Here is a 26,893-nt window from a genome sequence, read left to right as displayed (position 1 = left end):
CGCAGGCGAAGCCGGTGAAGTTGACCAATCTTGCCGACGGCGAGAACACGACCGACGCGGTGACCTTCGGGCAACTGAGCACGACAAATAGCCACATTACGTCGCTCACAGGCAATCTCGTCAGCAATGTCGATTCGCTCTCGACGGGTGCGATGGCGCTCACGGAAGGGCTGACGTCACTCTCCGCCGGCCTCAGCCAGATGGCCGAGCTGGCGAGCGCCACCGAAAACTTTGTGCAGTTCGATGACGAGCGGCGATTGAAGGTGACCCTGGGCGGCAGGCGGGCGACCAAGCCCGTGTCACTGTCCAATGTGGCCGACGGCACGAAAGCGACCGATGCCGTCACGGTCAGGCAATTGAGCGTGACAAACAGTAACGTCATGCAAATGTCCACGGGCATGGCCAACTTCGAGGCCAACGTTGCTTCGCTTTCCACGGGGGTGAGCGAGATTGACAGCACGGTCGACGTGCTGGTCTCGGAGATCGCGGTCGCCGTGCAGTACGACAATGCGGCGAAGACCAAGCTTCGGCTCGGCGGCCTGTCGAAAACCCCGGTGTCGCTTGGCAACGTGGCCGAGGGCCTCCGGCCGAATGACGCGGTGAACGTAGCGCAGCTCGGCGCCACGAACAGTAATGTGGCGTCGCTCTCGACCGGGCTGGCCAGCCTTATCGTGCCTTCGGTCCAGTTGCGTTCCGGCAAGGGGCGCAAACACAGGACGTTTATCCTCGGCGGCGTACCCACCACGGGTGAGAACAACGCGGATGGACCGGTGACACTGACCAATGTCGCCGATGGCTTCAATCCCGATGACGTGGCTTCCTACCGGCAATTGGTCGCGACCAACAGCAATGTCGGCAGTCTGTCGACCGGCATGATCGCGGTCGGTGCGCGCGTCGATTCGCTTTCGACCGGCCTGGGCCACATTCAGCAAAGCGTTGGGGCGATCGAAACTGGCGCCGTGCTGTACGACGACACGACGCATGCCACGCTGACGCTCGGCGGCACTACGGCGAAGCCTTCGGTGCGAATTCTCAACGTTGCCGACGGCGTCGAACCCAGCGACGCCGTGAACTTCCGTCAGCTGAGTGACGTAAATGACCAGTCGGCGTCGCAAATCGCACTTGTCGATGACCACGTCGCGCAGTTCTCGGCGACTGTCGACGCCCATCTGGATTCGCTGTCGACCGGACTCAGGGCCCTGGCCTCCCTGTCGAGCGGCACCGGCAGCGGCGTGGTGTACGACGGCGACCGGCGCGACAAGGTGACGTTCGGCGATTCGGGCGTGGCGCCGGTCGCGCTGACCAATGTCGCCGACGGCGCACACCGGTTCGATGCCGTCAACTTCGGTCAGTTGAGCACGACCAACAACAACGTCCTGCAGCTCTCCACGGGCATGACAGCGTTCGAGGACAGTCTGGGATCGCTCACCTCGGCGTTGGGCTCGGTCGACGGGACCGTCGAGAAGCTCGTCTCCGAGGCGGCGGTCGCGGTGCAGTACGACACGCCGAACCGCACCAAACTCCGGCTCGGCGGTCTGACCAAGACCCCCGTGCTGGTGGCCAACGTTGCTGCCGGCGTGGCCCCTACCGACGCCGTCAACGCCGGTCAGCTCGCGGCGACCAACAGCGACGTGGCGTCGCTGTCGACAGGTCTGGCCGGGCTCATCACGCCCGACACCGCATTGCGCAGCGGCCACGACGTCCGGCACCCGAAGCTGCTGCTGGGCGGACGCGCCGCGCTGCACAGCGACGGCTCCCCCGCGCCGGTCACGCTCGATAACGTGGCCGATGGGGAACACGCGGGAGAGGCGGTCAACTTCGGCCAACTGAGTGCGACCAACAGCCACATGGGATCGATCTCGACGAGCATCGACAGGCAGGTAGGCTCGCTTTCGACCGGATTGCGCAAGATCGAGAAGCTCGCGGGCGAGGCGGACAATGGCGTGTTCTACGACGACGCATCGCATTCGACACTCACCCTCGGCGACACCGTGACCGCCAAACCAGTCACGTTGACCAACCTGGCCGACGGCGCGAAGCCGAGCGACGCCGTGACGTTCCGGCAACTGAGTGCGACCAACCGCAGCGTGGATGCGCTCTCGACCGGGTTGCTCGCCACGCACGAGCACATGCGCTCGCTCTCGACCGGGATGACCCGGGCCGAGAAGCGCCTCACGACGCTGGAATCGAACTCCGACGACTATGTCGGCTACGACGGCCAGGCGCGCGACACGCTCACGCTCGGCGATACGGTGTCGCGGCGCGCCGTGCGAGTCCGCAACGTGGCCGATGGCGTGGAGGCGGGCGATGCAGTCAACGTCGCCCAGTTGAGTCAGACCAATCGCAACGTGGGATCGCTTTCGACGGGACTGGACCTCTCGCGCCGCGCGCTGACGTCGCTGGCGAGCGATGTGGAGCACAGCGCGCGCTATGACGACGCGTCGCGCTCGCAACTGACCCTTGGCGGCACCGGGGCGACAGCCCCAGTGACCCTGACCAATCTGGCCGACGGCAAGCGTCCGGCCGACGCCGTCAACTATGGGCAACTGAGCGAGACCAACAGCCACGTGAGTTCACTGTCGACGGGACTGAGCAAGCTCGCTTCGATGTCGCCGTCGGGCAGTCAGGCGGTGCGGTACGACGATCCGATGCATGCGCGCGTGACGCTCGGTGGGGCGGATGCGCACAGTGGCGTCGTGCTCGGCAATCTCGCCGCCGGTGTTGCAGGGACTGACGCCGTCAACGTGAGCCAGTTGCAGGCGACGGACAGCCGCGTCACGTCGCTCTCGACCGCCGCGTCGACCGGCATCAGCGACGCGCTCAGCGCGGTGAGTCGGCTGGCGTCGCGCCTGGGCGAGGGCACGGAGGCGTCGTCGTCCCCGGTCGCGCCGGGCGAGGCTGGGGTGCCTGCGGTGCCGGTGGAGTCGATGGTCAAGGCATCGACCCGCCGGATGCTCGGTGCGCCCGCGCCGCAGCCTGCGCCGGCGAGCGTGTCGTACGTCGGGGTGAACGACAATGGCGCGCCGAAGGGCAACCTGCGCGGGGAGGGCGCTTCGGGCAAGCGTGCGACGGCCATCGGCATCGACGCCGCCGCAAGCGGCGAAAGCAGCGTCGCGCTCGGGGAAAGCGCGAAGGCTTCAGGGATGAATGCCACCGCCATCGGTCACGCGGCGGCCGCGACGCAGGCCGGGGCCGTCGCCCTGGGCGAGGGCGCCATGGCCTCGGGTGCGAATGCCGTCGCGATCGGCGCCAACGCCGTCGCGTCGGAGCCGGGGACGGTCTCCATCGGGGCGCCGGGCACCGAGCGGCGGCTGACCCACCTGGCCCCGGGCCGGCGACCGACCGATGCGGCAACCGTGGGACAACTCGCAGGCATGCAGGCGGGCATCGATCAGGTCGCCAAGCGCGCCTATTCGGGAATCGCGGCCGCCACGGCGCTCGCGATGATTCCGGAAGTGGACCCGGGAAAGCGCGTTGCGTTGGGCGTGGGCACCGCGACTTTCCAGGGGCGGGCGGCGACCTCGATCGGCGCTTCGGTACGCTTTACCGACAATCTGAAGGCCCGGCTCGGCGTGGGAATCAGCGGTCAGGGCAATACCTACGCTGCCGGTGTCTCATATCAATGGTGACGTGCCGCTGCCAGCCGGCGGTCGTTGCCCGGCGCCGGCGAAATCCCGGCGGCGGCGCTCAGAATCCGAAGTGCCCCTGCACGTAGACCATGCGCGGCGCACCGACCATGATGCCGCCGTTCTGGTCGGTGTTGCGCGTGTAGAAGCGCTTGTCGAACACGTTGTTCACGCCCACCGTCACGTCGGCATTCTTGTAGAACGGCAGCTTGTACATCGCTTGCAGGTTCCACGTGCGATAGCCGGGCACCTTGCCGTTCATGCCGTCGGCGGAGGGCGCCTCGGTGTTCGCCAGATCCGAGTACTGCGAGCTCTGATGCGTGGTCGAGACGTTGAATGTCCATTGGCCGACGGTGTAACGCGCGCCCAGCGTATCGGTGAAGCGCGAGTAGAACGGCACGTCGAGGCCGGCGGTCGCGCCCGACTTCTGGATGGCGCGCACGTACGTGAAGTTGGCGTAGAGGTTCAGGCCGCGCAGGGCGCTGTCGCGATCGAACGTGTAGTCGACGGCGGTTTCGACACCGTCGTGGTTCGTCGCGCCGATGTTCTGGAACGTGGCCGGGCTCACGCCGGGCACCTGCAGAATCTGGTTGTCGAACTTCATCTTGAACGCGGTCAGTTCGGCCTTCCAGCGCGCGTCCGTCCAGCGCGTGCCGATTTCATACGTGCGCGCCACTTCCGGCTGCAGCGGGTTCGATGCCGACATCGAATTGAGCTGCGTGTTCTGCACCGGACCGAATGACGTGCTGTAGTCGGCGAAGATCGTCCATGCGCTGTTGACCAGATACGACAGATTGACCGACGGCAGCGGCTTGTTGTTGTCGGTACGGTAAGTGGCCCCCGAGGTCTTGTCCACCCGCTGCGAGCGGATCATTTCGTAACGCACACCCGGCGTGAAGCGCCAGTTGCCCCAGGCCATGCGGTCGTCCAGGTAGAAGGCGTTGGCGCTCGTGTAGTTGTAGAACGTTTGCGTGGCGGTATTGCGCCCGGTCGCGAGGTTCGTGCTCCAGCTGTTGTCGTCGCCGCGTTCGCGAATGAAGCGGTAGCCCACGGTCACGTCGTGCGCGGTCGGGCCGACGAACAGGCGCTGCGTGAAGCGCGGCTCGATGCCGAACGTCTGGTAATTGCGCGGCTGGTGCATGAGCGTGAGCGACGACGTGGGGCTGGTCAGCGTACTCTGGCGATAGCTCTCGTTGTAGAACGTGCGGATCTCGAACTCCTGCGTCTCGGAGATCGTGTTCAGATAGCCGAAGTCGAGGCCGGTGCGGTTGCCGCTCCAGTAGTCGTTCGGCCGCGTGTTCTGGAACGGGTCGGCGTCGTATTGCGCGGCGGTCAGTCCGCCGGGCGTCCTCGACTTGGCGTCGAAGTACGAAACCTTGCCGTACACCTGCTGGCTCGGCGTGATGTCGTAGCGCCATTTCAACGCCAGATCGTTCACGTGCTCGTCGCTGCCCTTGCGCCAGTCGCGCCCCGCCATGCCCGAATACAGCAGCGCGAGGCCCAGGCCGTTGTCCATCTGCGTGCCCAGGAATACGCCGTACTGCGTGTTGGCGCCGCCGCCGGAGGTGTACATGTTCTGACGTACGGTCGCATCGGCGCTCAGCCCCGGCTTGTTGGGGATCGAGCGCGTCTTGAAGTTGATCACGCCGCCCACGTTCTGCGGGCCGTAGCGCACGGCGCCGCCGCTGCGCACCACGTCGATGCTCTCGATGTTGAAAAGGCTCACCGGCGCGAACGACAGCTGCGGCTGACCGTAAGGGGCGACGGCGAGCGGAATGCCGTCGAGCAGTACGGTCGAGCGCGGCGAGAAGCGCCCGGTCAGGCCGCGCACGCCAATGTTCAGGGAGATCGCGCTGCCGGCAGTGCTGGAATTGTCGGTGGACTGCACGCCGGGAATGCGCCGCATCACGTCGCCGATGCTCGCGGCACCCGAGGCCTCGATGTCCTGCTTCTTCACGACCGTGCGCGCGCCAGGGAACGTCTTGGCGCTGTTGTCCAGTCCGGTGCCGAGCCAGTCGCCCGACACGTTCACCGCGCCGAGTTCGACGTCGGCCTTCGCTTCGGGGGCGCTGGCCGGGACACCCGCGGCGCTGGCCGGTTGCGCATGCGCCGTGCCGGGCGTACCCACGAGCAGCGCGGCGGCGCCGGCGAGCAACGTGAGGGCGCCGAGGGCACCGCGGGAAGCATGAGCAGCGTGGGATGCTTGGGAAGCACGGCGACTTGCGGACATCTTCATCGTTGACCTTCGTGACTGCGAGAGTGTGTGGAGCGCGGCCGCAGGCGCAAGCCATGGACCACGGCGTCAGATTTTGGGTTCGGGCGGCCTGCGCGGCCTGTAATGCCATGTAATAAAGCGAGGCGAATTATAAATGCAAATCACTCTCATTTCTGCCTAGTGTTCTCAACGGATGATTGAGCGTGGCGGCCAAGCGACATGTCGCGGTCCGGATCCGATGGAATGCGACGGAATGCGACGGAATGCGACGTAATGCCGGACGGGCCATCGGTGGGGGAGTGGCGGCGGACAGGCGGCACATCGGCCGAAGGGGGGCGGTCGGGGCGTGCGGCACCTTGTACGCTCCGGCGGGTCGCCGAGGGCTGCTACGGCGCCAGTTGCCGCCCGCGATGGCGGATTATCCAGTTTTGCTAATCAATCGCCCAGAATCGATTGATTGTGGATGAAGCGGCGCGGCCGCAAGAATAGAGGCTGACAACGGACAAGACGCGTCGCCCGCGCCGGGCGGCGCCATGGAGACAACGCGATGCCCAGGCTCGACGCCTCGACTCACCAGGCCCTCGCCCGCGAGCTGCACGAGGCCGAGCGCACCCGCACGCCGGTGATGCAATTTTCCCGTCGCTACCCCGAGATGACCATCGCCGACAGCTACGCGATCGCGCAGGCTTGGCTGGCGCTGAAGTTCGCGCAGGGGCGGCGGACGATCGGCCACAAGATCGGGCTGACCTCGCGCGCCATGCAGGTGGCGGCGCAGATCACCGAACCCGATCACGGCACGCTGCTCGACGACATGCTCGTGGCCGACGGCGCCACGCTCGAGGCGTCGCGCTTCATCGTGCCGCGTCTCGAAGTGGAGTTGGCGTTCATTCTGGCCAAGCCGCTCAAGGGCCCGCGCGTGACACTCTTCGACGTGCTCGACGCCACCGCGTGGGTCACGCCCGCGCTGGAGCTGATCGATGGCCGCATCGAGCTGTTCGATCGCGAGACGAACGCGCCGCGCAAAGTGTTCGACACGATTGCCGACAACGCCGCGAATGCCGCCGTGATCCTGGGCGGACGCCCGGTGAAGCCGGACGCCATCGACCTGCGATGGGCGGGCGCGCTGCTCTATCGCAACGGCGTGATCGAAGAGTCGGGGCTGAGCGCGGCGGTGCTCAATCATCCCGGTAACGGCATCGCCTGGCTGGCCAACAAGCTGGGCGCCTTCGACGAAGGCCTGCAGGCCGGCGAGATCGTGCTCGCGGGCTCGTTCACGCGACCGGTGGCCTGCGTCGCCGGCGACGTCTTCCATGCCGACTACGGCCCGCTCGGCGCGATCGGCGTGCGCTTCGTCTGAGCCTGCGCGTCTGCACCGGCTCGTTTCCCCAAGTCTTCCCGTCACCTCTCACGGAGCCCGACGACATGAAAACGCCTCCGAATCCCTTCAAGCAGGCCCTCGCCCGCGGCGAGCGCCAGATCGGCCTGTGGATGGGACTCGCCACGCCCTACGCCGCGGAGCTCTGCGCGGGCAGCGGCTTCGACTGGCTGGTGATCGACGGCGAACACGCGCCCAACGATCTTCGCACCATGCTCGCGACGTTGCAGGCGATGGCGCCTTACCCTTCGCATCCGGTGGTGCGCCTGCCGCACGGCGATGCCACGCTCATCAAGCAGGTGCTGGAGATCGGCGCGACGACGCTGCTCGTGCCGATGGTCGAGTCGGCGCAAATGGCGCGCGCCCTCGTGAGCGCCACGCGCTATCCGCCGCACGGCGTTCGCGGCGTGGGCAGCGGTCTGGCGCGCTCGTCGCGCTGGAACCGCTATGAGGATTATCTGCACGCGGCGAACGACACCACGTGCCTGCTCGTGCAGGTGGAGACGGCCGACGCGCTTGCGCAGGTGGATGCCATCGCCGCGGTGGACGGCGTGGACGGCGTGTTCATCGGCCCGGCCGATCTTGCCGCGTCGATGGGATATCTCGGTCAGGCCACGCACCCCGAGGTGCGCAAGGCCATCGAGGACGGCGTCTCGCGCATCCGCCGCGCTGGCAAGGCGGCAGGCATTCTATGCGTCGACGAGACGCTGGCGCGCCATTACCTCGATGCAGGCGTGACCTTCATGGCCGTCGGCATCGACACGACCCTGCTCGCGAGCGCCAGTCGCGCGCTGGCCATGAATTTCGCCCCCGGCTCGCGCGGCGACTGAGCGTATCGCCATTGTCCTTCGGGCGCGCGACCGCCGTGCGCGCCTCGCCCCCTTCCCAACGAGAGATGGCATGAGTGCTTCCCGTATTGACGTCGCCGGCGTATCCGTGTCGCCGGACCACTATATCGATGGCCGCCGCGTGGCGTCCGACGACACGTTCGCCTGCGTTTCCCCGATCGACCAGCGCCATCTCGGCGACATCTCGAGCGGCGCTCAGGCGCATGTCGATGCGGCGGTGACGTCGGCCTCGCTGGCGTTTCCCGCCTGGGCGGCGCTCGGGGCCGAGGGACGACTGCCGTTCCTTCGGCGCTTTGCCGAGGCGATCGGTCGCCGCGCCGACGCGTTCGCCACGCTCGAGAGCCACGATGCCGGCGTGTTGCGCTCGCGCATGGCGCATGGCGTCGTGCCGCGCGCCATGCAGAACATTGCGTGGTTCGCCGAGCATGCGCTGTCGTTGCAGGACCGGACGATCGACACGCCGCAGGCCCGCCATTGGGTGCGCCACGATCCGGCGGGTGTCGTTGCCGTGATCACGCCGTGGAATTCGCCGCTGCTGCTCGCGACGTGGAAGATCGGTCCGGCCCTGGCGGCAGGCAACACCGTCGTGCTGAAGGCGCCCGAATGGGCGCCGCTCACGTCGTCGCTGCTTGCCGACTGTGCGCAGGAGGCGGGATTGCCTCCTGGCGTGTTCAACCTGTTGCAGGGCGCGGGCGCGCTGACTGGCGCGGCGCTCGTGAGCGATGCCCGGCTGGCGCGCATCTCCTTCACGGGCTCGGTCGCCACCGCGAAATGGATCGCGAAGACGGCGGCGGAGAATCTCGTGCCGTGCAGCCTGGAACTTGGCGGAAAGTCGGCGTTCATCGTGCTGGCGGACGCCGATCTCGATGCGGCGGCCGCGACGGCCGCACTGATGTATCGCAATGCCGGACAGGTGTGCCTGGCCGGCACGCGGCTGCTGGTTCACGCCGACATCGCGCCGGCCTTCACCGAGAAATTGCGCCAGATCGTCGAGCGTCTGGTGGTGGGCGATCCGCGCGACGCCACGACCGAAGTCGGGCCAATCATCCACATGCGGCAACTGGAGCGCGTGCAGGGCTTCGTCGAACGGGCCGTCGCGGGCGGCGCGCGGGTACTGTGGGGCGGCGCGCGGCACCCCTACGGCGAACAGTACTTCGCACCGACGCTGCTCACCGATCTGCATCAGCAGGACGAGATCGTGCAGCAGGAAGTGTTCGGGCCCGTGCTCACCCTGCAGACCTTCGCCAGCGACGATGAGGTGGTCGACATGGCCAACGGCACCGATTACGGCCTGGGCGGCGTGTGCTACGGCGAAGAGGCACACGCCATGGCGATCGCGCAACGCGTGCGCACGGGCTTCATCTGGATCAACAGCTTCGGCATTCGCGATCTGGCCGCGCCGTTCGGCGGCATCAAGCGTTCGGGCATCGGCCGCGAAGGGGGGGACTGGAGCTTCGAATTCTTCTGCGACGTGAAGGACGTCGTAGTGCCCAGGCAACCGTTCAAGGCGAGCTTCAGCCATCGCTGAGCGCCGCACACGACAAGACAACGAGACGAGAGGAGAGCAGCATGGGACAGATCGTCGGCGCGGCGCTGGTGTCGCACCACCCCGGCCTGATGCAGTGTGAGGAATTCCGCGTGTTGCAGGGCGCGGGGGCGGATTCGGACCTGATTGCCGGGTACGCGCGTGTGCGCGAGCGTATCGTGGCGGCGCGCCCGGACGTCATCGTGATCTTCGATTCGCACTGGTTCACCACGGGCTATCACCTGATCGACGGCGGCGCGCATTACGCCGGCATGTACATCTCCGACGAGATGCCGTGGTACCTGCATGGCGTGCCTTACGACTATCGCGGCCATCCGGAGCTGGCGCTGACCGTGGAGGCCGTCGCCCGCGAGCGCGGGGTGCGTGCGCGCGCGGTGCAGCACCCGGACCTGCCGCGCCATTACCCGACGATCAACGTGATCAGGCAGATGCGTCTGGACGCCTGGCCGATCGTCACCGTGAGTTCGTGCCAGAACTGCGAGACGCAGCACTTCCTGCAATCGGGCGAGGTGATCGGCGAAGCCATTCGCCGCAGCCCGCTGCGGGTGGTGATGCTTGCCTCGGGCGCGTTGAGTCACAGGTTCAACGGCATCGACTGGAAACCGAATCATCCGCGCATTTTTCACGAAAGCAACGTGTCGCGTCCGGAGAACATCGAGAGCGACAAGCGCGCAATCGCCGCAATGCGCGAGGGACGCCATGACCGGATTCTCGCCGATTGGGACGAGGATTACCGCAAGCGCCCGTGGGAGGCGCACGGCGCGCACTATCTCCAGATGGTCGGGGCGCTGGGCGGGGAGGCCTGCCGCAGCGCCGGTACGGTGCTCTCCGACTACGAGAACGCGCGCGGCACGGGCAACGTGCACATCTGGTTCGACACCATCTGACGAGGCCATCCATGGATTTCGAATTTCCGTTGCGTGAGTTACCTGCCGTGATGCGGGGGCCGCGCGTCGAGCGCCGACGCGTGCTGCTGGGCGGGAGCGCCTTCTGGGGCACCCTGATCGAGGACGGCGCGCAGCACGGACTTCTGCGGCTCGACGACGGGCGCATCGTCGACCCGCAGACGGTCGCGCACCTGCCGCCGGTGGACCCCTCGAAAATCATCGCCGTGCATATCTCCTATCGCTCGCGTAGCATGGAGACGCGCAACAAGCCCAGGCCGACCGACACCCCGACGTATTTCACCAAGCCGCCGACTTCGCTCAACGGGCACGGCGGGCAGATTCTCAAACCGGCGGACTGTCGCTATCTGAATTACGAAGGCGAGTACGCCGTGGTGATCGGGCGCACGTGCCGCAATGTGTTGCCCGACGAGGCATGGGACTACATCGAGGGATTCTGTCCGGCGCTCGACATGGGGCTGCAAGACTTCCGCGACACGGACCAGGGCTCGATGCTGCGGGTCAAGGGCGCGGATACGCTGCTGCCCATCGGACCGGGCATCGTGCGTGGCGTGAACCTGTTCGAGCAGACGTTGCGCACCTATCGCAACGGTCGGGTGGTGCAGGAGGCGCACATCGGCGACGAGACGATCTGGGGGCCGCATTACGTGATCGCGGACATTGCGCGGCACATCACGCTGGTGCCCGGCGACGTGATCCTGATGGGCACGCCGTGCCACTCGCGCTCGGTGGATGCGGGCGACCTCGTGGAATGCGAGATCACCGGACTGGGACGCCTCTCGGGGGCCGTGGTCCGGATCGAGGCGCCGCGCGCGGCGGCGCTGGGAGTGGGGCACGCGCCGGGCGACAGCCCCGAAGTGCGCCGCGTGGCGCTGGGATTCGACGAGCGGGTGCCGGAGCGGTTCAAGGAAAACTACCGGCTTGCCGCGAGGCAGCCGGGGTGAGGCGAGCGGCGCGAACGGAATGCGCGGCGCCACGGGAATGCATCAAAAGACAGGAGTGAACGGATGAAGGTGACGATCATTGGCGCGGGCGCCATTGGCGGCTTGCTCGGCACGAAGCTCGCCGCCGCGGGCGAGGCGCAGGTCAGCGCGCTGGCGCGCGGCGCGACACTGGCGGCGCTGCGCGAGCGCGGCTGGCGGGTGAAACAGGGCGACGCGCTGACCGCCGCGCCGGTGGCAGCCGCGCACGCGCTCGACGATGCCGCGAAGCTCGGCGTGCAGGATCTGGTGATCATCGCGGTCAAGGGGCCCGCGCTCGCGCAGGTCGCCGCGTCGATGGCGCCGCTCATCGGAACGCAGACCATGGTGCTGCCGGCGATGAATGGCGTGCCGTGGTGGTTCTGCCACGGGGTGGCGCCGTTCGGCGACGCACCCCTTGCCAGCGTGGATCCGGACGGGGCGATCGGTGCTGCCATTCCGATGGCGAGCGTGATCGGCTGCGTGGTGCACGCGAGCGCGGCAACGCCCGAGCCGGGGCTGGTCGATCACAGGATGGGGCGCGGGCTCATCGTCGGCGAGCCGGGTGGCGGCACCAGCGAGCGTGTGCAGCGCCTGGCCGGCGTGCTCGCGCGCGCAGGTTTCGAAGTGAAAGCCTCGGAGAACGTGCGGCTCGATATCTGGTACAAGCTTTGGGGCAACCTCACGATGAACCCCGTGTCGGCCATCACCGGCGCCACGATCGACCGGCTGCTGGACGACCCGCTCGTGCGCGCATTCTGCTCGTCGGCCATGCGCGAGGCGGCGGCGATCGGCGCGAAGATCGGCTGCGTCATCGACCAATCGCCGGAAGATCGTCACGAAGTGACGGCCAAACTCGGCGCATTCAGGACGTCGATGCTGCAGGACGTGGAAGCGCATCGTCCCATCGAACTCGACGCCCTGGTGAGCGTGGTGCGCGAAATCGGCGAGCGTGTGAACGTGGCGACACCGAACATCGATGCGCTGCTCGGCCTCACGCGTCTGTTCGGGCGCGTGCACGGGTTGTACCCGCAGTGAGCGTTTCGCCGGATCGCACCGCATCCGGCGCATCGAAAACAAGGGGCGCCTCGGCGCCCCTTGTGCTTTTTCGACACGGCCATCGACCGATCGGCCCAATGTCCCACTGCCCGGTGACAATTGGGCCTACGGTCTGACGGGTATCGCGCTCGCGCGGCGTCCCTCGACGCCTCAGCGCACGCCCGTGTGTCGGTACACCTGACTCAGCGCGATCAGACCCGCGGCGGCGGCGGCCATCATGTAGAAGCTCGGAGCGAGCTTGCTGCCCGTCGCATCGATCAGCCACGTCAGAATGAACGGCGCGAAGCCGCCGAAGCATGTCACCGACAGGTTGTACGAGAGGGAGAGACCCGTCGTGCGCGTCTTCACCGGGAAGATCTCCGAGGCCAGCGCCGGCAGCGGGGCGAAATACATCGTCATCAGCACGCCGAGCAACGTCTGGAGCGCAAGCATCACGCCGAAGCCGGGATACGTGGAGAGCACCCAGAACATCGGCCAGATCAGGACCAGCAACGCGCCCGCGGCAATCATCATTGGCCTGGCGCGGCCCACCCGGTCCGACCATGCCCCCACCCACGGCGAGAGCAGCATCTGCACGATGCCGGTCGCGACCGTCGCCGCGAACGCGACCGACGCCGGCAGTCCCAACTGCTTGATCGCGTACGTCGGCATGTAGAGCACGAGGTAAGTCGAGACGGTGGCGACGACCACCGCGCCAACGGCCAGCAGCAAGCGCATCTTCTGATGGCCCAGCGTGTCGCGCAGCGGCGTCTCGGTCGGCTCGGCTTCCAGGAACTCGGGCGTCTCGCTCACGTGCCGCCGAATGTAGTACGCCACCGGGCCGATCAGCAGGCCGAACAGGAACGGCACGCGCCAGCCCCAGCTCTGCATCTGCTCGGGCGACAGCGTGCTGGTGAGTACGGCGCCGAAGCCCGCGGCGAGCAGCGTCGTCAGCCCCTGGCTGGCCACCTGAAAGCTCGCGAAGAAGCCGCGCCGCTGCGGAGCGTGCTCGGCCAGGAACGCGGTCGCGCTGCCGAACTCGCCGCCCGCCGAGAATCCCTGGATCATTCGCGCCAGCACGATGCCCACGGGCGCGAGCAGGCCGATCGTCTCGTACGTCGGCATGAACGCGATGATCGCCGTGCCGACCATCATCAGCAAGATCGTGAGCGTGAGCGCTTCGCGGCGTCCCCGGCGATCCGCATATACGCCGATCACGATGGCGCCGAGCGGTCGCATGAAGAACGACACGCCGAACGTGCCCAGTGTGAGCAGCAACGAGGTCGTGTCGTCGTGCGTGGGGAAGAACAGCTTCGCGATCGTGACCGCGAAGAAGCCATACACCACGAGGTCGAACCATTCGAGCGCGTTGCCGATGGACGCGGATATGACCGCTCGCCAGGGGTGAGAAGCGGTGTTGGCGCCGATGGGGGTATCGGCGGCAGTGGCAGTCGTCATGTTCTCTCCAGTCATTGTTATGTTGCGGGCATGCTTATGCTTTTCCGGAGGCATGCGCTCCGTGATCCGTTGGCGGCCTGTGCGAGGCTCAGTCGTTCGTCAGCACCCGCGCGATGGCTTGCGCCACCGTGTCGACGTTGCGCGTGTTCAGCCCCGCCACGCACATGCGCCCGGAGCGCAGCAGGTAGACACCGTGCGTTTCGCGCAAGGCGTCGGCCTGCGCGGCGCTCAGTCCCGTGTAGGTGAACATGCCGCGCTGCGCGAGATAGCGGGAGAGCTTCTCGCCGCTCACGTGGGGCGCGAGACGTGCATGAATCTGCGCGCGCATCGTGGCAATGCGGGTGCGCATGCCGTCGAGTTCGTCTTCCCACGCGCGACGCAACGTGGGGGTCGTGAGCACCTGCGCGACGAGTCGCGCACCATGAGTGGGCGGGTTGCTGTAGTTCGCGCGCACGGTGCCCGTGAGCTGTCCGAACACGCGCGATGCGTCATCCGCCGTGGCGCACACGACCGACAACGCGCCGCATCGCTCGCCGTACAGCGAGAAATTCTTCGAGAACGAGTTGGCGACGACCATCGGCACGCCCGCCTCGGTCAGGGTGCGCACGGCGAATGCATCGGCGTCCAGACCGTCGCCGAAGCCCTGGTAGGCCATGTCGACGAAGGCGATCAGGCCGCGCGACTGTAATACCGGTGCCAGCGTGCGCCATTGTGCCTGCGTGAGGTCGACCCCGGTGGGGTTGTGGCAGCAGGCGTGGAGCAGCACGATGCTGCGCGAGGGCAGGGCCGCGATCGTCTCGAGCATGGCGTCGAAGCGCAGGCCGCCGGTGGCATCGTCGTAGTACGGGTACGACTGCACCGCAAAGCCGGCGCTCTCGAAGACCACGCGATGGTTGTCCCAGCTCGGATCGCTGATCCAGATGCCGCTGTCCGGGAAGTAGCGCCGCAGGAAGTCGGCCCCCACCCGCAGCGCACCGCCGCCGCCCAGGGTCTGCAGTGTGGCGATGCGCCGCTCGCGCCGCGCGGCGCTGTCGTCGCCGAAGACGAGCGCCTGCACCGCGTCGCGATAGGCCTGAGCGCCCGCCATCGGCAGATACGGACGTGGGCCGATGTCGGCGAGCACGGACGCCTCCGCCTCGCGCACCGCCTGCATGACCGGCAGGCGGCCGGCATCGTCGAAATAGATGCCGATGGACAGATTGACCTTGTGCTGGCGGGGATCCTGTCCGAAGGCTTCGTTCAGGCCGAGGATCGGATCGCCGGGATAGGCGTCGACGTGGGAAAACATGCGGGGTCTCGCTCCTTGCCGCCCGGTCCGCCGAGTTCGGCATACCGCGCGGACATAAAGGGGGGGCAGGGGCCGGAGGGCGCCGGGAGACCGACGATCCGGTACGGAATTTTGAAAATCGATTGTGGGCGACGGCCCTTTACGGAACAATCAATCGATTCTGGTCCATTCGTAAGCCGAACTTGATAATCGACCCGTCATGCCCCTGACCCGCGTAACGCTCCGGCAGTTCGAAGCCCTGGTGGCCATCGCCGAGCTGCACAGTTTTGCCGAAGCCGGCCATCGCATGGGCCTCACGTCGTCCGCCGTGAGTCAGCTCGTCGCGGAACTGGAATCGGTGCTGGGCTTTCGTATCTTCGATCGCACGACACGTCGCGTGGCGCTGTCGAGCGCCGGGCGCGACTTCCTCGCCTCGGCCGAATCGGTGCTGCGGCATGTCCAGGCCGCCGAGAAGACGGCCGATGACCTGCGCAATCGCGCGGCGGGTATCGTGCGCGTGGGCGCGCCGCTGGTCATCGCGAGCATGGCGCTGCCGTCGGCGATTCGCGAGTACGCGCAAACGCGCCCGAAGGTCGTGGTGCGCGTGGTCGACACCCCCGTCGATGGACTCATCGATCGCGTGGCCAACGGCGATCTGGATCTCGCCATCGGCCCGAATCGTTCGACGGGGACGCAGGTGGCCGGCGCGCCCGCGTTCGACAGCCCGTGGGTGCTGTGGTGTACGCCGGACCACCCGCTGGCACGGCGTCGTCGCGTGCGATGGACCGATCTGCGAGACACGCCGCTCGTTGCCGCCGGGCGCGACCACGAGCGCAGCGTTGCGCAGATGCGGCTGTCCGCGCCGCCCGACGCGCGCATCACGCCCATCGACGTCGTCGACAACGTGACGACGGCGCTCGGCGTGGCGGCACAGGGACTGGCCGCCACGCTCACGCCAGGCTACGTGGCGGCGCTCGCGCATTCGTTCGGCCTCGTCATGCGGCGGGTCGTGTCGCCGGAGACGATTCGCCAGGTCTGCGTGTACCGGCCGCTCTCGCGCGCGGCGTCGCCGGCGGCCGAAGGATTCGCACAGTTCCTGATGGAATGGCTGCCTCAGTGGAACGCGCGGGTCATGGCGTCGCAGCAAGTGTGAGACTGGCGCGGCGGGCGATCAGCGTCGCCCGCTGTCGGGCGTCGGCATGGCCGCCAGATCTTCGCTCAATTGCGCACGCAGCGTGGCAATGGCCGCCGTGGTGTCGGCCGGCTTGAGTTCCTCTCGCGCGATGGCTTCGCGCAGGTGATGGCGCAGTATCGGATCGTGCGTTTGGCCGAGTGTTTCGCGATAGAACGGCAGGACGTTCTCCGGATGACCGCCTGCGCGGTACAGGTGCGCAATTTCCTCGATGGTGCGGATGGCCGCGAAGGCAGGGCCACCGAAGCGCCCACCCATACCCGGCGGCGGGGGCGGCTGGTCGCGCAATCCCCGCGTGCCATGCGGGTCCTGAACCGGGCGCGGCGCCATGGGGGCGTCGGCGCGCGCGTCGGCGGCGGGGGCGGCGCCGGCCGACGTCGCGAACGTCAAAGCCAGCATCAGGGCAAGCGCGCCCGGGGCACGGCGCAAGATGATCGTCATGATATGGACTCCGTAATGAAATCGCGTTCGCTGGAACGTCGAACGTCGGCGCCAAGCGTAACGTGCAGGCAGGTAGTCGCCGCCGCCCCGTAACGACGTGTAAGGTAAGGCATGTCCGAGTCGATCGCAGGAGTTCGCCCATGACAACCGATACCTCACCGTACGTGCATCCCGCCACCCTTACTTCATGGCAAAGTCCGGTGGACTTCTACGCCACGCTCACACGCGTGATGGACGCCCTCCGGGCCCATGACATGACGATCTTTGCCGACATCGATCAGAGCGCAGCCGCTGCGTCGGTCGGACAGACGTTGCGTCCGACGCGTCTGGTCCTCTTCGGGAATCCCAAGGGCGGCACGCCGGTCATGAGTGCCAATCCGCATGCCGGGATCGAGCTGCCGCTCAAGGTCATGGTGTGGGCGGCGGCGCCCGATGACGTGCGCGTCGATTTCCTGAATCCGGGCCCGTTGCTGAGTGCACTTTACGGCATCGATTCGGCGCAGACGGCAGGTTTCGGCGCGGTCGCCAGGATACTCGAGGCGGCGCTCGCCGCCTGAGCCCCGGCATGCCCCACGTGGCGGTTCGGTTGTTGAAACGCGCCGTCGGGCCGAGTGGGGCGGTCAGGCCCCCGTCGCAGGCGCGACGGTGCGGCGCAGGCGCCGGATGTCGGCGCCACCCCCTGTACGGCGGGCGTTGGCGCGCGCTGTGCGCCGGCACGAAAATCCCTATACTGATTCGGCCTCTCCGTGCGCGCGCACGCGGCAATCCCGCCCCGGGTTCCCGGGGCGCCGCGATCGGCGCGCGGGCAATCCCCCCTTTTTTTGATGGAGCAACTTCCGTGTCGAACAGTCAATGGATCCGTGTCGAAACCGTGGACGGCAGTTTCGATGCCTATCTGGCATTGCCGCCGACGGGCAAGACGACCAACGCCCCGGGCATCGTGCTGGTACAGGAAATCTTCGGCGTGAACGAGCATATTCGCGGTGTCGCCGATCAATATGCGATGGACGGCTACGTCGTACTCGCACCGGACGTCTTCTGGCGTGACGCCCCCCGCGTCGAACTCGGCTATGCGGGCGACGACATGGCGCGCGCGCTGGAACTGCGCAAGTCGGTCGACGTCGAGAAGACCGTCAGGGACGTCGAGGCGACGGTCAAGGCGCTGCGCGGCAAGCTCGACGCCGGCGCCAAGGTCGCCGCCGTGGGCTACTGCTTCGGCGGTCTGGTGTCGTATCTGAGCGCCGCGCGCGGGCTCGTGGACGCGGCCGTGCCATATTACGGCGGCGGCATTCACAACTATCTGGCCGAGGCGCCCAACCTGAACGTGCCGGTGCAGTTCCACTACGGCGCGCTCGACAGCCACATCACGCCGGACATCGTGAAGCAGGTGAGCGAGGCGGTGAAGTCGCGTCCGAACACGGAGGTGTTCGTGTATCCCGGCGCCGACCACGGCTTCAACTGCTGGGCACGCGGCGCGTATCATCAGCCTTCGGCGGTGCTGGCGCACGGCCGTGCGCTGGAGTTCCTGGCCAAAGCGCTGGCGCGTTGAGCGATGCGGTGTTCCGGCCTGCGGCCCGCTCATCAGGCCAGGCCGATGACACCCGTTCAATGACAGGAAGCCCGCTTCGGCGGGCTTCTTCGTTTCAGGCGCGATGCGGCGAGGGGCGGACGATTGGGCGCATCCGACCGACGCTTGCGCCGATTCGCTAAAAAAGCCCGTCGCCGGAGCGACGGGCAAAGTCCTGTGCGTCGAACCACCACGCACAGCGACAGGAGTCTGAGGCCGTGAATCGCAAGCGGCCGGAATTCAGACGGATAGCGCGGGCTGCGCCTCGCGCGTCGTTATGCGCAGAACGCGCGCCGCGCCGCCACCTCGCATGAGGTCGGCGGCGCGGCGGGTTACATTACGAACCGAAGTAGGTCGTGCCGGCGCGTTGCTGGCCACCGACCGAACCCATCGCAATCGGGCTGCCGGCCGAGACCGGCTGTGCGCTGGGGGCCGCCTTCGGGTACACGGCGTCGTGCTGCACCACGAGACCGGCCCGTTGTGCCTGTACCAGCTCGTCGCGAACCTGGGCGCGACTTAGCACGGTCGTTTGCGGCACCCAGGCAAATTCCGACGGACCGTCGAAGGCGTCGCTGGCGAAGGCGGAACCGGCCGAGACGGCAAGCATGGCGGAAACGAGAGCCGAAGCAATAAGCGTGCGTTGCATGATGTTTTCTCCTGTCTTTTGAAAGGGGCGATGTGTTATTCATCGTCGACAATTGAAGTCTATTGATGCACGCACTAACGATAAAGGCGACTTATTGCAAGCCACTCTTGTGTATTCGGAAACAATCGATCAAGCGCTTCCGAGGAGACGTCCCGATGCTCTATCTGTGGATCAAGGCCGTACATCTCATCGCCGTCATCACGTTCATCGCCGGGATGGTGACGATGGCGTTGGGCGGACGCCTGGCGCAGCCCGAATGGCGCCGAATCGCACGCCGTGCGGATTACGGGCTGGCGTCGCCGGCGCTGATCGTGGTGTGGATCAGCGGCCCGGTGCTGGCCGTCATGGCGAACTGGTGGAGCGCGCCGTGGTTCATGGCGAAGCTGGTGTTCGTGCTGATCATCTCGGCGCTGCATGGACGGTTGTCGGCCACGCTGCGGCGGCTCGAACGAGACGGCGCAGCCACGTCGCCGCCGCTGTTCCGCCGTGCATTGCCCGTGGTCTGGGTGTCGATGGCGATCATCGTGGCGCTCGTCATCGTCAAGCCGTTCTGAGCGTTTCGAGACGTATCGCGCGGGGATGATCCGGAAGGTACCCGGCTTGGTCTCCGGGCCCGCCGGTGTTACGCTGGCGACATCGCCAAAAACGTCCCAAAACTACGTCTTTCAAGGCCTGGTGCCGATGCCAATCACTAGTGCGGTACCCCTGGCGTTTCAGGGCACTGACCGCCCCGTCGGCGCGCTGGCGAAGGATTACCCGGACGGGCATGTCGTGCGCCCGCACAGTCATCGGCGCGCGCAACTGATGTACGCGAGCGCCGGCATTCTCGAAGTGCGCACAGACGCATCGTTCTGGGTCATTCCGCCACAACGCGCGTTATGGATTCCGAGGGATGTCACGCATGAAGTGCGCATGCGGGGCAAGGTCGAAATGCGCACTATTTACGTCGACGTGGATCGATGCGGATTCCGCGCACCCGAAGCGCCGGTCTTGATTCGCGTGTCCGCACTGCTGCGGGAGCTGATCCTGCGCGCGATGACGCTTGGTGAGAACTGGTCGCCCGACGGTCGTGACGGCCTGGTCATGGCGCTGCTGCTCGAGGAGATCGAGTGGAAGAGCGATTCGCCACTGCACCTCCAGGTGCCTCGCGATGCGCGGTTGCGCAAGATCTTCGATACTTACCTGAGTATGCCGGCCGACCCGCGCAGCCTCCAGGACTGGGCGGTCGAGGTCGGTGCGTCGAGCCGCACGCTGGAGCGCCGGTTCATGACGGAGTTCGGTTTGCCGTTCCGGGAGTGGCGTCAGCACATGCGCCTGCTCGGTGCGCTGCCATTGCTGGGGGCCGGACGGCCCATCACCCAGGTGGCGCTCGAAGTCGGTTATGAAACGCCGAGCGCCTTCTCCACCATGTTCCGCCGCTTCATGGGCGTGACGCCAAGCGACTACCTGACGCGCGTCCGCGACCCGGACTGAGCCAGTGCATGGCGTCCCACATGTCGTCATAGACGGGCACGCCCTCGGCGTAGAGCGGCGAGCGCGCGCGCTTCGAGCCAATACCGACGAAGTCGATGCCGAGCGCTCGCGCCACCTTCAGATCCCACAGGCCGTCGCCAATCGATACGATGGCGCGCGGCTGCGTGATGCCGTAGCCCACCTGCGCCCGTTTGATCGCCTCGGCGACGAGCTGCTCGCGCGAGCTGTATTCGGACGCCGTGATGAGCATCGCGTCGGTGTAGTCGATGGCGACAGAGCGCAGCTTGCGATGGCTCACCTGCCGGATGCCACCCGTGGCGAAAACCACGCCCCAGCGCGAGCGATGCGCGGCTTCGACGAACGCGCGCGCGCCGGGAATTTCCGCCAGCCCGTGGGCATTGAGCAGCGCCGTGAAGCGTTCGTCGATCTCGTGCTCGAAGCGCGCCAGATCGTGCGGTTGCGGCAGGGCGCGACCATGCTCGGCATGGGCGTGAATCAGAATGCCGGTATCGGTGTGATGGGGGTAGCTGCCCCAGTCGGTGTTCAGATCCTCGAATTCCAGCGACTCCATGGCGCCGAGCAGCGCACGCTGATGGATGCGCACCGAATCGGTCAGAGTGCCATCGACATCGAGCACCAGAATGCTGTCTTTTTCGAAACTCGCCTGCATGGCTGTTAGTGGACTCGTGTCAGGTGCGGGGGCGGCCGCCGAATTTTGGGAGTGTACGAATTCGCCGCAACGAATAAAACGCGTCGGGTGACATCGGATACGCCGGATGCGACAGACCGCCCTGCAGGATTTGATAGCTTGATCTCGATCATGCCTGAAGACGGGCCCAAAGCCATCCCGGACATGCGATATGCCGCATACGTTACCCGAAACGCGGGCGCGCTTGCGAGAGGCGTTGCCGGTCGATCCGGATGAACGCGGCGGGGCGTCTCTCAGCCCGGTCGGCGCTGGTTCGCGGTGGCGCGGTCAGTGCGGTCAGTGCGGTCATGGCGGCAAACCCGCCGGGAGGCGGCGACCGGTATCGCACCCGGTGTTTCGTCAGACGACCGCCGCGCGCAGGCTCGGCGGCGCTTCGTGCAACAGGGCCCGCAGGCGCATGAGCGCGCTGCCCAGACGCTCGGGATCGCGCACGCCGCCGAGCGAGATCCGGATGGCATTGGGACCGTCGGGCAACAGGCAGAAGGCGTCGGCCGGCGTTACCGCCAGCCCTTCGGCGCGCGCGGCGACTGTCAGCTCGCGCGCGGTCCACGCCGCGGGCAGGGTATGCCATCGATGAATGCCGTGCGCCGGCGCGCTCGCGGCGTCGCCGAGAATTTCCGCAGCGATCGCCTGGCGCTGGGCGGCGGCTTCCTTCACGCCCTCGAGAATGCGGTCGGCCATGCCGTTGTGAATCCACTGCGTCGCGAGCCCCGTCATCAACGGAGGCGCCATCAGGGCAAAGGAGTGCAGGGTATTGAGAAAGACGTCGCGATGGCGGGCGTCTGCCAGCCGGAGGTAAGCGGTGCGCAACCCCGGCGTGAGGCATTTCGACAGCGTGGCCACGTAGTGCACGCGATGCGGTGCGAGACGCGCGAGCGGCGCCGGCGCACCGGGCGCAAGTCGCCAGTAGGGGTCGTCTTCGATGAACGTCAGGTCGAGGGCCTCTGCCACGTCGAGCAACTCGCGCCGGCGGCGCTCCGGCATGGTGCGGGCCGTCGGGTTCTGCAACGTCGGGTTCAGATAGACGAGGCGGGCGCCATGCCCGCGCGCCGCCTCGCGCAAAGCGTCAGGCAGCATGCCGTGGTCGTCGGTCGCCACGCCGGCGAGCCGGCGGCCGAGCGAATGCGCCGCGCCGCGCAATCCCGGATAGACGATCGGCTCGCACAACACGGTGTCGTCGCGCGCCGTGGCGGCCAGCAGCAGCGCCGCGAGCGTGGCCTGGGCGCCCGGGCAGACAAGGACGTCCGAAGGCGCCAGCGTGCCCAACATCGGGGCGAGCCACAGCGCGCCAGCCTGACGGTCCGCCATGCCGCCTTCGCCCAGTTGATACGCCATGAGCATCGAAGCGTCGGTGTGACGCAGCACCTCGTCGATGCCCTTTTGCAACATCTCGCCGAGAAACAGGCCGACCGGCGCGGGCGGAATGTTCATTCCCAGATCGAGCACCTGGTCGATCGCGATGCGCGGGGTGCTCACGAAGGTGCCCAGCGGACCGCGTCCCTCGATGGCATGACGGTCGCGCGCCCGGTTGTAGGCGCGCGTGACCGTGGTGAAATCGATGCCGAGCCACGACGCGAGTTCCCGCTGCGCCGGTAACCGGTCGCCCGGCCGCAGGCGACCGTCGGCCACGGACTGCTCGATGAAGCTGGCCAGACGCAGGTAGCGAGGCCCCTTTCCCGTGCTCAAAGCGGGTTTCCAGAAGGTGGCGCGCAGGGTGTCGTGAGAGGCGTCCATGGCGATGTCCGGCTTATGTATGGAGAAAATTGTGAAAATTTCCGATGCGTGAAGTGTAGTTTGCATACATGCGGGTCGCAAGGCTTGCATTCGCGAGAGCTGACCGCATCTCGTGACGGGGCCGGGGCGGCCCATGTATCGCCGCGGCGTTGCGGGTCCTGCCGGCAGGGGTATCAAGAGCCGTTAACAATCAACGACTTACGAAGCGATTCCCTGGGCTATTGCATTGACACTTGCAATGGTCCCATGTATAGTCGCAGGCTCCGGTTTTTCCGGCGGTATGCGCGTGTCCAATGCAAAGTGCTTATGCATCAAGGGTTTGGATGCGGGTAATCCGCAAGGGTGATCGGAGATTTGCAGTGAAGTTGCATGGAGGTCCGCCTTGGCTTTCATGCTTTTGACACATTTAGGAAATCACAATGCCAACGATTAACCAATTGGTCCGCAAGCCGCGCACCTCTGCTCAGATCAAGAGCAAGAGCCCGGCCCTGCAGGACTGCCCGCAGCGTCGCGGCGTGTGCACCCGTGTGTACACCACGACGCCGAAGAAGCCGAACTCCGCACTGCGTAAGGTTGCCAAGGTGCGCCTGACGAACGGTTTCGAAGTCATCTCGTACATCGGCGGTGAAGGCCACAACCTGCAGGAACACTCGGTCGTGCTGATCCGCGGCGGTCGTGTGAAGGACTTGCCGGGTGTGCGTTACCACATGGTGCGCGGTAGCCTCGACACGCAAGGCGTCAAGGACCGTAAGCAGGCCCGTTCGAAGTACGGCGCGAAGCGTCCGAAGGCCTAAGCGGCTGAGCGGATATACGTTCGGTGATGGTGGTACATCGTCACTGAGTAAGTGGTCACTCGGCCAGGTGCTGGCTAGTAGGTGGCCTGGAGCGAAGCTCCAACTGAATCAATCAAGGAAGAAATCATGCCGCGTCGTCGCGAAGTCCCCAAGCGCGAAGTGTTGCCCGATCCGAAGTTCGGCAACGTTGAAGTCGCTAAATTCATGAACGTGCTCATGCTTGCCGGCAAGAAGTCGGTTGCGGAGCGCATCGTTTATGGTGCTTTCGAGCAGATCCAAACCAAGGCGGGCAAGGATCCGCTGGAAGTCTTCAACACCGCTCTCGGCAACGTGAAGCCGGTGGTTGAAGTCAAGAGCCGCCGCGTTGGCGGTGCAAACTATCAGGTTCCGGTCGAAGTGCGTCCGTCGCGTCGTATGGCATTGGCGATGCGTTGGTTGCGTGAGGCCGCGAAAAAGCGTAGCGAGAAGTCGATGGCCCTGCGCCTGGCAGGTGAGCTGATCGAGGCCTCGGAAGGCCGTGGCGGCGCCATGAAGAAGCGTGACGAAGTTCACCGCATGGCCGAAGCCAACAAGGCATTCTCGCACTTCCGCTTCTGACGCTGGCAAGCAGTACCTAGAGCAGAAACCGGGGCGGGTGCGCATGAGAAATTGCGCCTCGCCCGTTTGTGTTAGTAGCCCCCTCAAAAATGGCGGCTACATTGAAAGAGGCTTAAAGTGGCTCGTACAACCCCTATCGAGCGCTACCGCAACATCGGTATTAGCGCTCACATCGACGCAGGTAAGACCACGACGACCGAGCGCATTTTGTTCTACACCGGTGTGAACCACAAGATCGGTGAAGTGCACGATGGCGCCGCGACGATGGACTGGATGGAGCAGGAACAAGAGCGCGGCATCACGATCACGTCGGCTGCCACGACCTGCTTCTGGTCCGGCATGGCGAACAACTACCAAAAGCACCGCATCAACATCATCGACACCCCGGGTCACGTCGACTTCACGATTGAAGTCGAGCGCTCGATGCGTGTTCTCGATGGCGCGTGCATGGTTTACTGTGCCGTGGGTGGCGTGCAGCCCCAGTCGGAAACCGTTTGGCGTCAGGCCAACAAGTACGGCGTGCCGCGTCTGGCGTTCGTCAACAAGATGGACCGTACCGGCGCGAACTTCTTCAAGGTCTACGACCAGCTGAAGAATCGCCTGAAGGCCAACCCGGTGCCGGTGGTGGTGCCGATCGGCGCCGAAGAAAACTTCAAGGGCGTGGTCGACCTCATCAAGATGAAGGCGATCATTTGGGACGAAGCGTCGCAAGGCATGAAGTTCGACTACGTCGACATTCCGGCCGAGCTGCAAGCGGAAGCCCAGAAGTGGCGCGAAAGCATGGTCGAGGCCGCTGCCGAGTCGAGCGAAGAGATGATGAACAAGTACCTCGAAGAGGGCGACCTCCCCGAGGCTGACATCATCGAAGGTATTCGTCTGCGTACCATCGCATGCGAAATCCAGCCGATGCTGTGCGGTACCGCGTTCAAGAACAAGGGTGTGCAGCGTATGCTGGACGCCGTGATCGACTTCCTGCCGTCGCCGGTCGACATTCCGCCGGTCAAGGGCACGGACGACAAGGAACAGCCGGCAGAGCGCAAGGCGTCGGACGACGAGAAGTTCTCGTCGCTGGCGTTCAAGATCATGACGGACCCGTTCGTCGGCCAGCTGATCTTCTTCCGCGTCTACTCGGGCGTTGTGAACAAGGGCGACACGCTGCTGAACTCGGTCAAGGGCAAGAAGGAACGCCTGGGCCGTATCGTGCAGATGCACGCCAACCAGCGTGAAGAAATCGACGAAGTGCGCGCTGGTGACATCGCCGCTGCCGTCGGCCTGAAGGACGCGACCACGGGTGACACGCTGTGCGATCCGAGCGCCCCGATCGTGCTCGAGCGCATGGTGTTCCCGGAGCCGGTGATTTCGCAGGCTGTCGAACCGAAGACCAAGGCCGACCAGGAAAAGATGGGCCTCGCCCTGAACCGCCTGGCGCAGGAAGATCCGTCGTTCCGTGTGCATACCGATGAAGAATCGGGTCAGACCATCATTTCGGGTATGGGCGAGCTCCACCTCGAAATTCTGGTCGATCGCATGAAGCGCGAATTCGGCGTGGAAGCCAACATCGGCGCACCGCAGGTTGCCTACCGCGAAACCATTCGCAAGTCGGCTGTGGACGTCGAAGGCAAGTTCGTCAAGCAGTCGGGCGGTCGCGGCCAGTTCGGTCACGCCGTCATCACGCTTGAGCCGAGCGAGCAGGGCGCTGGTTACAAGTTCCTCGACGAGATCAAGGGTGGTGTCATTCCGCGTGAATACATCCCGGCCGTTGACAAGGGTATTCAAGACACCCTCAAGAGCGGTGTTCTCGCCGGCTTCCCGGTGGTCGACGTCACGGTTCACCTGACGTTCGGTTCGTACCACGATGTGGACTCGAACGAAAACGCGTTCCGCATGGCCGGCTCGATGGCTTTCAAGGAAGCCATGCGTCGCGCCAACCCGGTCATTCTCGAGCCGATGATGGCCGTGGAAGTGGAAACGCCGGAAGACTACATGGGCAACGTGATGGGCGACCTGTCGAGCCGTCGCGGCATCGTGCAGGGCATGGACGACATGGTGGGCGGCGGCAAGATCGTGCGCGCCGAAGTGCCGCTGTCGGAAATGTTCGGCTACTCGACGTCGCTGCGTTCGCTCACGCAGGGTCGCGCCACGTACTCGATGGAGTTCAAGCACTACGCTGAAGCTCCGAAGAACGTGAGCGAAGCCATCATCAGCAACAAGAACAAGTAATTGAATTGTCAGGTGTCTGCATCGGGTGATGCAGCACCTTACGCATTGTTTAAATCGTCTATTCAGTATCTGAGGATTCGGAAATGGCAAAGGAAAAATTCGAGCGGACCAAGCCGCACGTGAACGTCGGCACCATCGGTCACGTTGACCACGGCAAGACCACCCTGACGGCAGCGATCGCAACGGTTCTGTCGGCCAAGTTCGGCGGCGAAGCCAAGAAGTACGACGAAATCGACGCGGCGCCGGAAGAAAAGGCACGCGGCATTACCATCAACACCGCGCA

23 protein-coding genes are annotated in these 26,893 nt (G+C 65.9%); 16 read left to right on the top strand and 7 right to left on the bottom strand.

All coding sequences use genetic code 11. From position 1 onward, the window contains the following. Positions 1-14: 14 nt before the first annotated feature. Positions 15-3,629 carry a YadA-like family protein gene (locus tag W930_RS0124115; RefSeq protein ID WP_036656379.1) on the top strand — a complete coding sequence of 1,205 codons (3,615 nt, stop codon included), beginning with the start codon at positions 15-17 and terminating at the stop codon, positions 3,627-3,629. A gap of 58 nt (positions 3,630-3,687) precedes the next feature. Here W930_RS0124115 and W930_RS0124110 read toward each other — a convergent pair whose 3' ends face one another. After that, the gene (locus W930_RS0124110; RefSeq protein ID WP_028731373.1) at positions 3,688-5,862 is read right to left on the bottom strand and encodes a TonB-dependent siderophore receptor; all 2,175 of its coding nucleotides are present in this window, start codon (positions 5,860-5,862) and stop codon (positions 3,688-3,690) included. Positions 5,863-6,388: 526 nt separating this feature from the next. Between W930_RS0124110 and hpaH the strand changes: the two genes are divergently transcribed. The 6 genes from hpaH (at position 6,389) to W930_RS0124080 (ending at position 12,512) form a co-directional block, all read left to right on the top strand. After that, positions 6,389-7,198, top strand: coding sequence for a 2-oxo-hept-4-ene-1,7-dioate hydratase (gene hpaH / locus W930_RS0124105; RefSeq protein ID WP_023872511.1), 810 nt, complete (start codon positions 6,389-6,391; stop codon positions 7,196-7,198). A gap of 65 nt (positions 7,199-7,263) precedes the next feature. Beyond that, positions 7,264-8,046 carry a 4-hydroxy-2-oxoheptanedioate aldolase gene (gene hpaI / locus W930_RS0124100; RefSeq protein ID WP_023872509.1) on the top strand — a complete coding sequence of 261 codons (783 nt, stop codon included), beginning with the start codon at positions 7,264-7,266 and terminating at the stop codon, positions 8,044-8,046. Between the two features lie 70 nt (positions 8,047-8,116). Continuing rightward, entirely contained in the window at positions 8,117-9,592 is a 1,476-nt protein-coding gene (locus W930_RS0124095; protein WP_023872508.1) for an aldehyde dehydrogenase family protein, read from the top strand. 41 nt (positions 9,593-9,633) lie between these two features. Beyond that, positions 9,634-10,497: an extradiol ring-cleavage dioxygenase gene (locus W930_RS0124090; RefSeq protein WP_023593807.1), complete on the top strand. Its 864-nt coding sequence runs from the start codon at positions 9,634-9,636 to the stop codon at positions 10,495-10,497. Positions 10,498-10,508: 11 nt separating this feature from the next. Next, positions 10,509-11,459: a fumarylacetoacetate hydrolase family protein gene (locus W930_RS0124085; RefSeq protein ID WP_023593808.1), complete on the top strand. Its 951-nt coding sequence runs from the start codon at positions 10,509-10,511 to the stop codon at positions 11,457-11,459. A 63-nt stretch (positions 11,460-11,522) separates the two neighbouring features. Further along, complete coding sequence (locus W930_RS0124080) at positions 11,523-12,512, top strand: 2-dehydropantoate 2-reductase (RefSeq protein ID WP_023872506.1); 990 nt, start codon at positions 11,523-11,525, stop codon at positions 12,510-12,512. Positions 12,513-12,683: 171 nt separating this feature from the next. Here W930_RS0124080 and W930_RS0124075 read toward each other — a convergent pair whose 3' ends face one another. Together W930_RS0124075 and W930_RS0124070 are read right to left on the bottom strand one after the other, a co-directional pair. Then, complete coding sequence (locus tag W930_RS0124075; protein ID WP_023593810.1) at positions 12,684-13,970, bottom strand: MFS transporter; 1,287 nt, start codon at positions 13,968-13,970, stop codon at positions 12,684-12,686. 88 nt (positions 13,971-14,058) lie between these two features. Next, positions 14,059-15,258: an amino acid aminotransferase gene (locus tag W930_RS0124070; protein WP_023872505.1), complete on the bottom strand. Its 1,200-nt coding sequence runs from the start codon at positions 15,256-15,258 to the stop codon at positions 14,059-14,061. Positions 15,259-15,457: 199 nt separating this feature from the next. Here W930_RS0124070 and W930_RS0124065 point away from each other — a divergent pair, with 199 nt between their 5' ends. Continuing rightward, positions 15,458-16,390: a LysR family transcriptional regulator gene (locus tag W930_RS0124065; protein ID WP_023593812.1), complete on the top strand. Its 933-nt coding sequence runs from the start codon at positions 15,458-15,460 to the stop codon at positions 16,388-16,390. Between the two features lie 18 nt (positions 16,391-16,408). Here W930_RS0124065 and W930_RS0124060 read toward each other — a convergent pair whose 3' ends face one another. Then, positions 16,409-16,870, bottom strand: a complete 462-nt coding sequence (locus tag W930_RS0124060; RefSeq protein ID WP_023593813.1) for a hypothetical protein — start codon at positions 16,868-16,870, stop codon at positions 16,409-16,411. A gap of 140 nt (positions 16,871-17,010) precedes the next feature. Between W930_RS0124060 and W930_RS0124055 the strand changes: the two genes are divergently transcribed. Continuing rightward, a complete protein-coding gene (locus W930_RS0124055) occupies positions 17,011-17,427 on the top strand; it encodes a DUF302 domain-containing protein (protein ID WP_036641580.1) in 417 nt (138 codons plus the stop codon). Between the two features lie 281 nt (positions 17,428-17,708). Next, positions 17,709-18,419 (top strand): dienelactone hydrolase family protein, encoded by a 711-nt coding sequence (locus W930_RS0124050; protein WP_023593815.1) that lies wholly within the window; start codon positions 17,709-17,711, stop codon positions 18,417-18,419. A gap of 355 nt (positions 18,420-18,774) precedes the next feature. Here W930_RS0124050 and W930_RS28700 read toward each other — a convergent pair whose 3' ends face one another. Further along, positions 18,775-19,083, bottom strand: a complete 309-nt coding sequence (locus W930_RS28700; RefSeq protein WP_023593816.1) for a DUF4148 domain-containing protein — start codon at positions 19,081-19,083, stop codon at positions 18,775-18,777. Positions 19,084-19,238: 155 nt separating this feature from the next. On the opposite strand from W930_RS28700, the gene W930_RS0124040 reads away from it, so the two are divergent. Continuing rightward, positions 19,239-19,637, top strand: a complete 399-nt coding sequence (locus tag W930_RS0124040) for a CopD family protein (RefSeq protein ID WP_023872503.1) — start codon at positions 19,239-19,241, stop codon at positions 19,635-19,637. A gap of 127 nt (positions 19,638-19,764) precedes the next feature. Continuing rightward, a complete protein-coding gene (locus W930_RS0124035; RefSeq protein ID WP_024788538.1) occupies positions 19,765-20,556 on the top strand; it encodes a helix-turn-helix domain-containing protein in 792 nt (263 codons plus the stop codon). On the opposite strand, the gene W930_RS0124030 is transcribed toward W930_RS0124035, so the two are convergent. Continuing rightward, a complete protein-coding gene (locus tag W930_RS0124030) occupies positions 20,504-21,226 on the bottom strand; it encodes an HAD family phosphatase (protein WP_023593819.1) in 723 nt (240 codons plus the stop codon). The two genes, W930_RS0124035 and W930_RS0124030, sit on opposite strands and share 53 nt — an antisense overlap. Positions 21,227-21,604: 378 nt before the next feature. Further along, positions 21,605-22,999 carry a PLP-dependent aminotransferase family protein gene (locus W930_RS0124025; RefSeq protein WP_023872501.1) on the bottom strand — a complete coding sequence of 465 codons (1,395 nt, stop codon included), beginning with the start codon at positions 22,997-22,999 and terminating at the stop codon, positions 21,605-21,607. 419 nt (positions 23,000-23,418) lie between these two features. Between W930_RS0124025 and rpsL the strand changes: the two genes are divergently transcribed. From rpsL to W930_RS28695, 4 genes are all read left to right on the top strand, one after another. Further along, entirely contained in the window at positions 23,419-23,793 is a 375-nt protein-coding gene (gene rpsL / locus W930_RS0124020; RefSeq protein WP_010804142.1) for a 30S ribosomal protein S12, read from the top strand. A 126-nt stretch (positions 23,794-23,919) separates the two neighbouring features. Beyond that, on the top strand, positions 23,920-24,390 hold the full coding sequence (rpsG, locus tag W930_RS0124015) for a 30S ribosomal protein S7 (RefSeq protein ID WP_023593821.1): 471 nt from the start codon (positions 23,920-23,922) through the stop codon (positions 24,388-24,390). Between the two features lie 117 nt (positions 24,391-24,507). Further along, positions 24,508-26,610 carry an elongation factor G gene (gene fusA, locus W930_RS0124010; protein ID WP_023593822.1) on the top strand — a complete coding sequence of 701 codons (2,103 nt, stop codon included), beginning with the start codon at positions 24,508-24,510 and terminating at the stop codon, positions 26,608-26,610. An 83-nt stretch (positions 26,611-26,693) separates the two neighbouring features. Next, positions 26,694-26,893 (top strand): GTP-binding protein (locus tag W930_RS28695; RefSeq protein ID WP_036656377.1); only part of this gene is annotated, 200 nt, incomplete at its 3' end.

This window comes from Pandoraea sp. E26 (genome assembly GCF_000681415.1).
GTDB classification, from domain to species: domain Bacteria; phylum Pseudomonadota; class Gammaproteobacteria; order Burkholderiales; family Burkholderiaceae; genus Pandoraea; species Pandoraea pnomenusa.
Note: the sequence above shows the minus strand (reverse complement) of the source record. Positions and strands in the feature narration are given on the sequence as shown.

Bases quoted from the DNA above. Each gene is read 5' to 3' on its own strand.
- W930_RS0124110 (WP_028731373.1), bottom strand. From the start codon at position 5,862: ATGAAGATGTCCGCAAGTCGCCGTGCTTCCCAAGCATCCCACGCTGCT.
- hpaH (WP_023872511.1), top strand. From the start codon at position 6,389: ATGCCCAGGCTCGACGCCTCGACTCACCAGGCCCTCGCCCGCGAGCTG.
- hpaI (WP_023872509.1), top strand. From the start codon at position 7,264: ATGAAAACGCCTCCGAATCCCTTCAAGCAGGCCCTCGCCCGCGGCGAG.
- W930_RS0124095 (WP_023872508.1), top strand. From the start codon at position 8,117: ATGAGTGCTTCCCGTATTGACGTCGCCGGCGTATCCGTGTCGCCGGAC.
- W930_RS0124090 (WP_023593807.1), top strand. From the start codon at position 9,634: ATGGGACAGATCGTCGGCGCGGCGCTGGTGTCGCACCACCCCGGCCTG.
- W930_RS0124085 (WP_023593808.1), top strand. From the start codon at position 10,509: ATGGATTTCGAATTTCCGTTGCGTGAGTTACCTGCCGTGATGCGGGGG.
- W930_RS0124080 (WP_023872506.1), top strand. From the start codon at position 11,523: ATGAAGGTGACGATCATTGGCGCGGGCGCCATTGGCGGCTTGCTCGGC.
- W930_RS0124075 (WP_023593810.1), bottom strand. From the start codon at position 13,970: ATGACGACTGCCACTGCCGCCGATACCCCCATCGGCGCCAACACCGCT.
- W930_RS0124070 (WP_023872505.1), bottom strand. From the start codon at position 15,258: ATGTTTTCCCACGTCGACGCCTATCCCGGCGATCCGATCCTCGGCCTG.
- W930_RS0124065 (WP_023593812.1), top strand. From the start codon at position 15,458: ATGCCCCTGACCCGCGTAACGCTCCGGCAGTTCGAAGCCCTGGTGGCC.
- W930_RS0124060 (WP_023593813.1), bottom strand. From the start codon at position 16,870: ATGACGATCATCTTGCGCCGTGCCCCGGGCGCGCTTGCCCTGATGCTG.
- W930_RS0124055 (WP_036641580.1), top strand. From the start codon at position 17,011: ATGACAACCGATACCTCACCGTACGTGCATCCCGCCACCCTTACTTCA.
- W930_RS28700 (WP_023593816.1), bottom strand. From the start codon at position 19,083: ATGCAACGCACGCTTATTGCTTCGGCTCTCGTTTCCGCCATGCTTGCC.
- W930_RS0124040 (WP_023872503.1), top strand. From the start codon at position 19,239: ATGCTCTATCTGTGGATCAAGGCCGTACATCTCATCGCCGTCATCACG.
- W930_RS0124035 (WP_024788538.1), top strand. From the start codon at position 19,765: ATGCCAATCACTAGTGCGGTACCCCTGGCGTTTCAGGGCACTGACCGC.
- W930_RS0124030 (WP_023593819.1), bottom strand. From the start codon at position 21,226: ATGCAGGCGAGTTTCGAAAAAGACAGCATTCTGGTGCTCGATGTCGAT.
- W930_RS0124025 (WP_023872501.1), bottom strand. From the start codon at position 22,999: ATGGACGCCTCTCACGACACCCTGCGCGCCACCTTCTGGAAACCCGCT.
- rpsL (WP_010804142.1), top strand. From the start codon at position 23,419: ATGCCAACGATTAACCAATTGGTCCGCAAGCCGCGCACCTCTGCTCAG.
- rpsG (WP_023593821.1), top strand. From the start codon at position 23,920: ATGCCGCGTCGTCGCGAAGTCCCCAAGCGCGAAGTGTTGCCCGATCCG.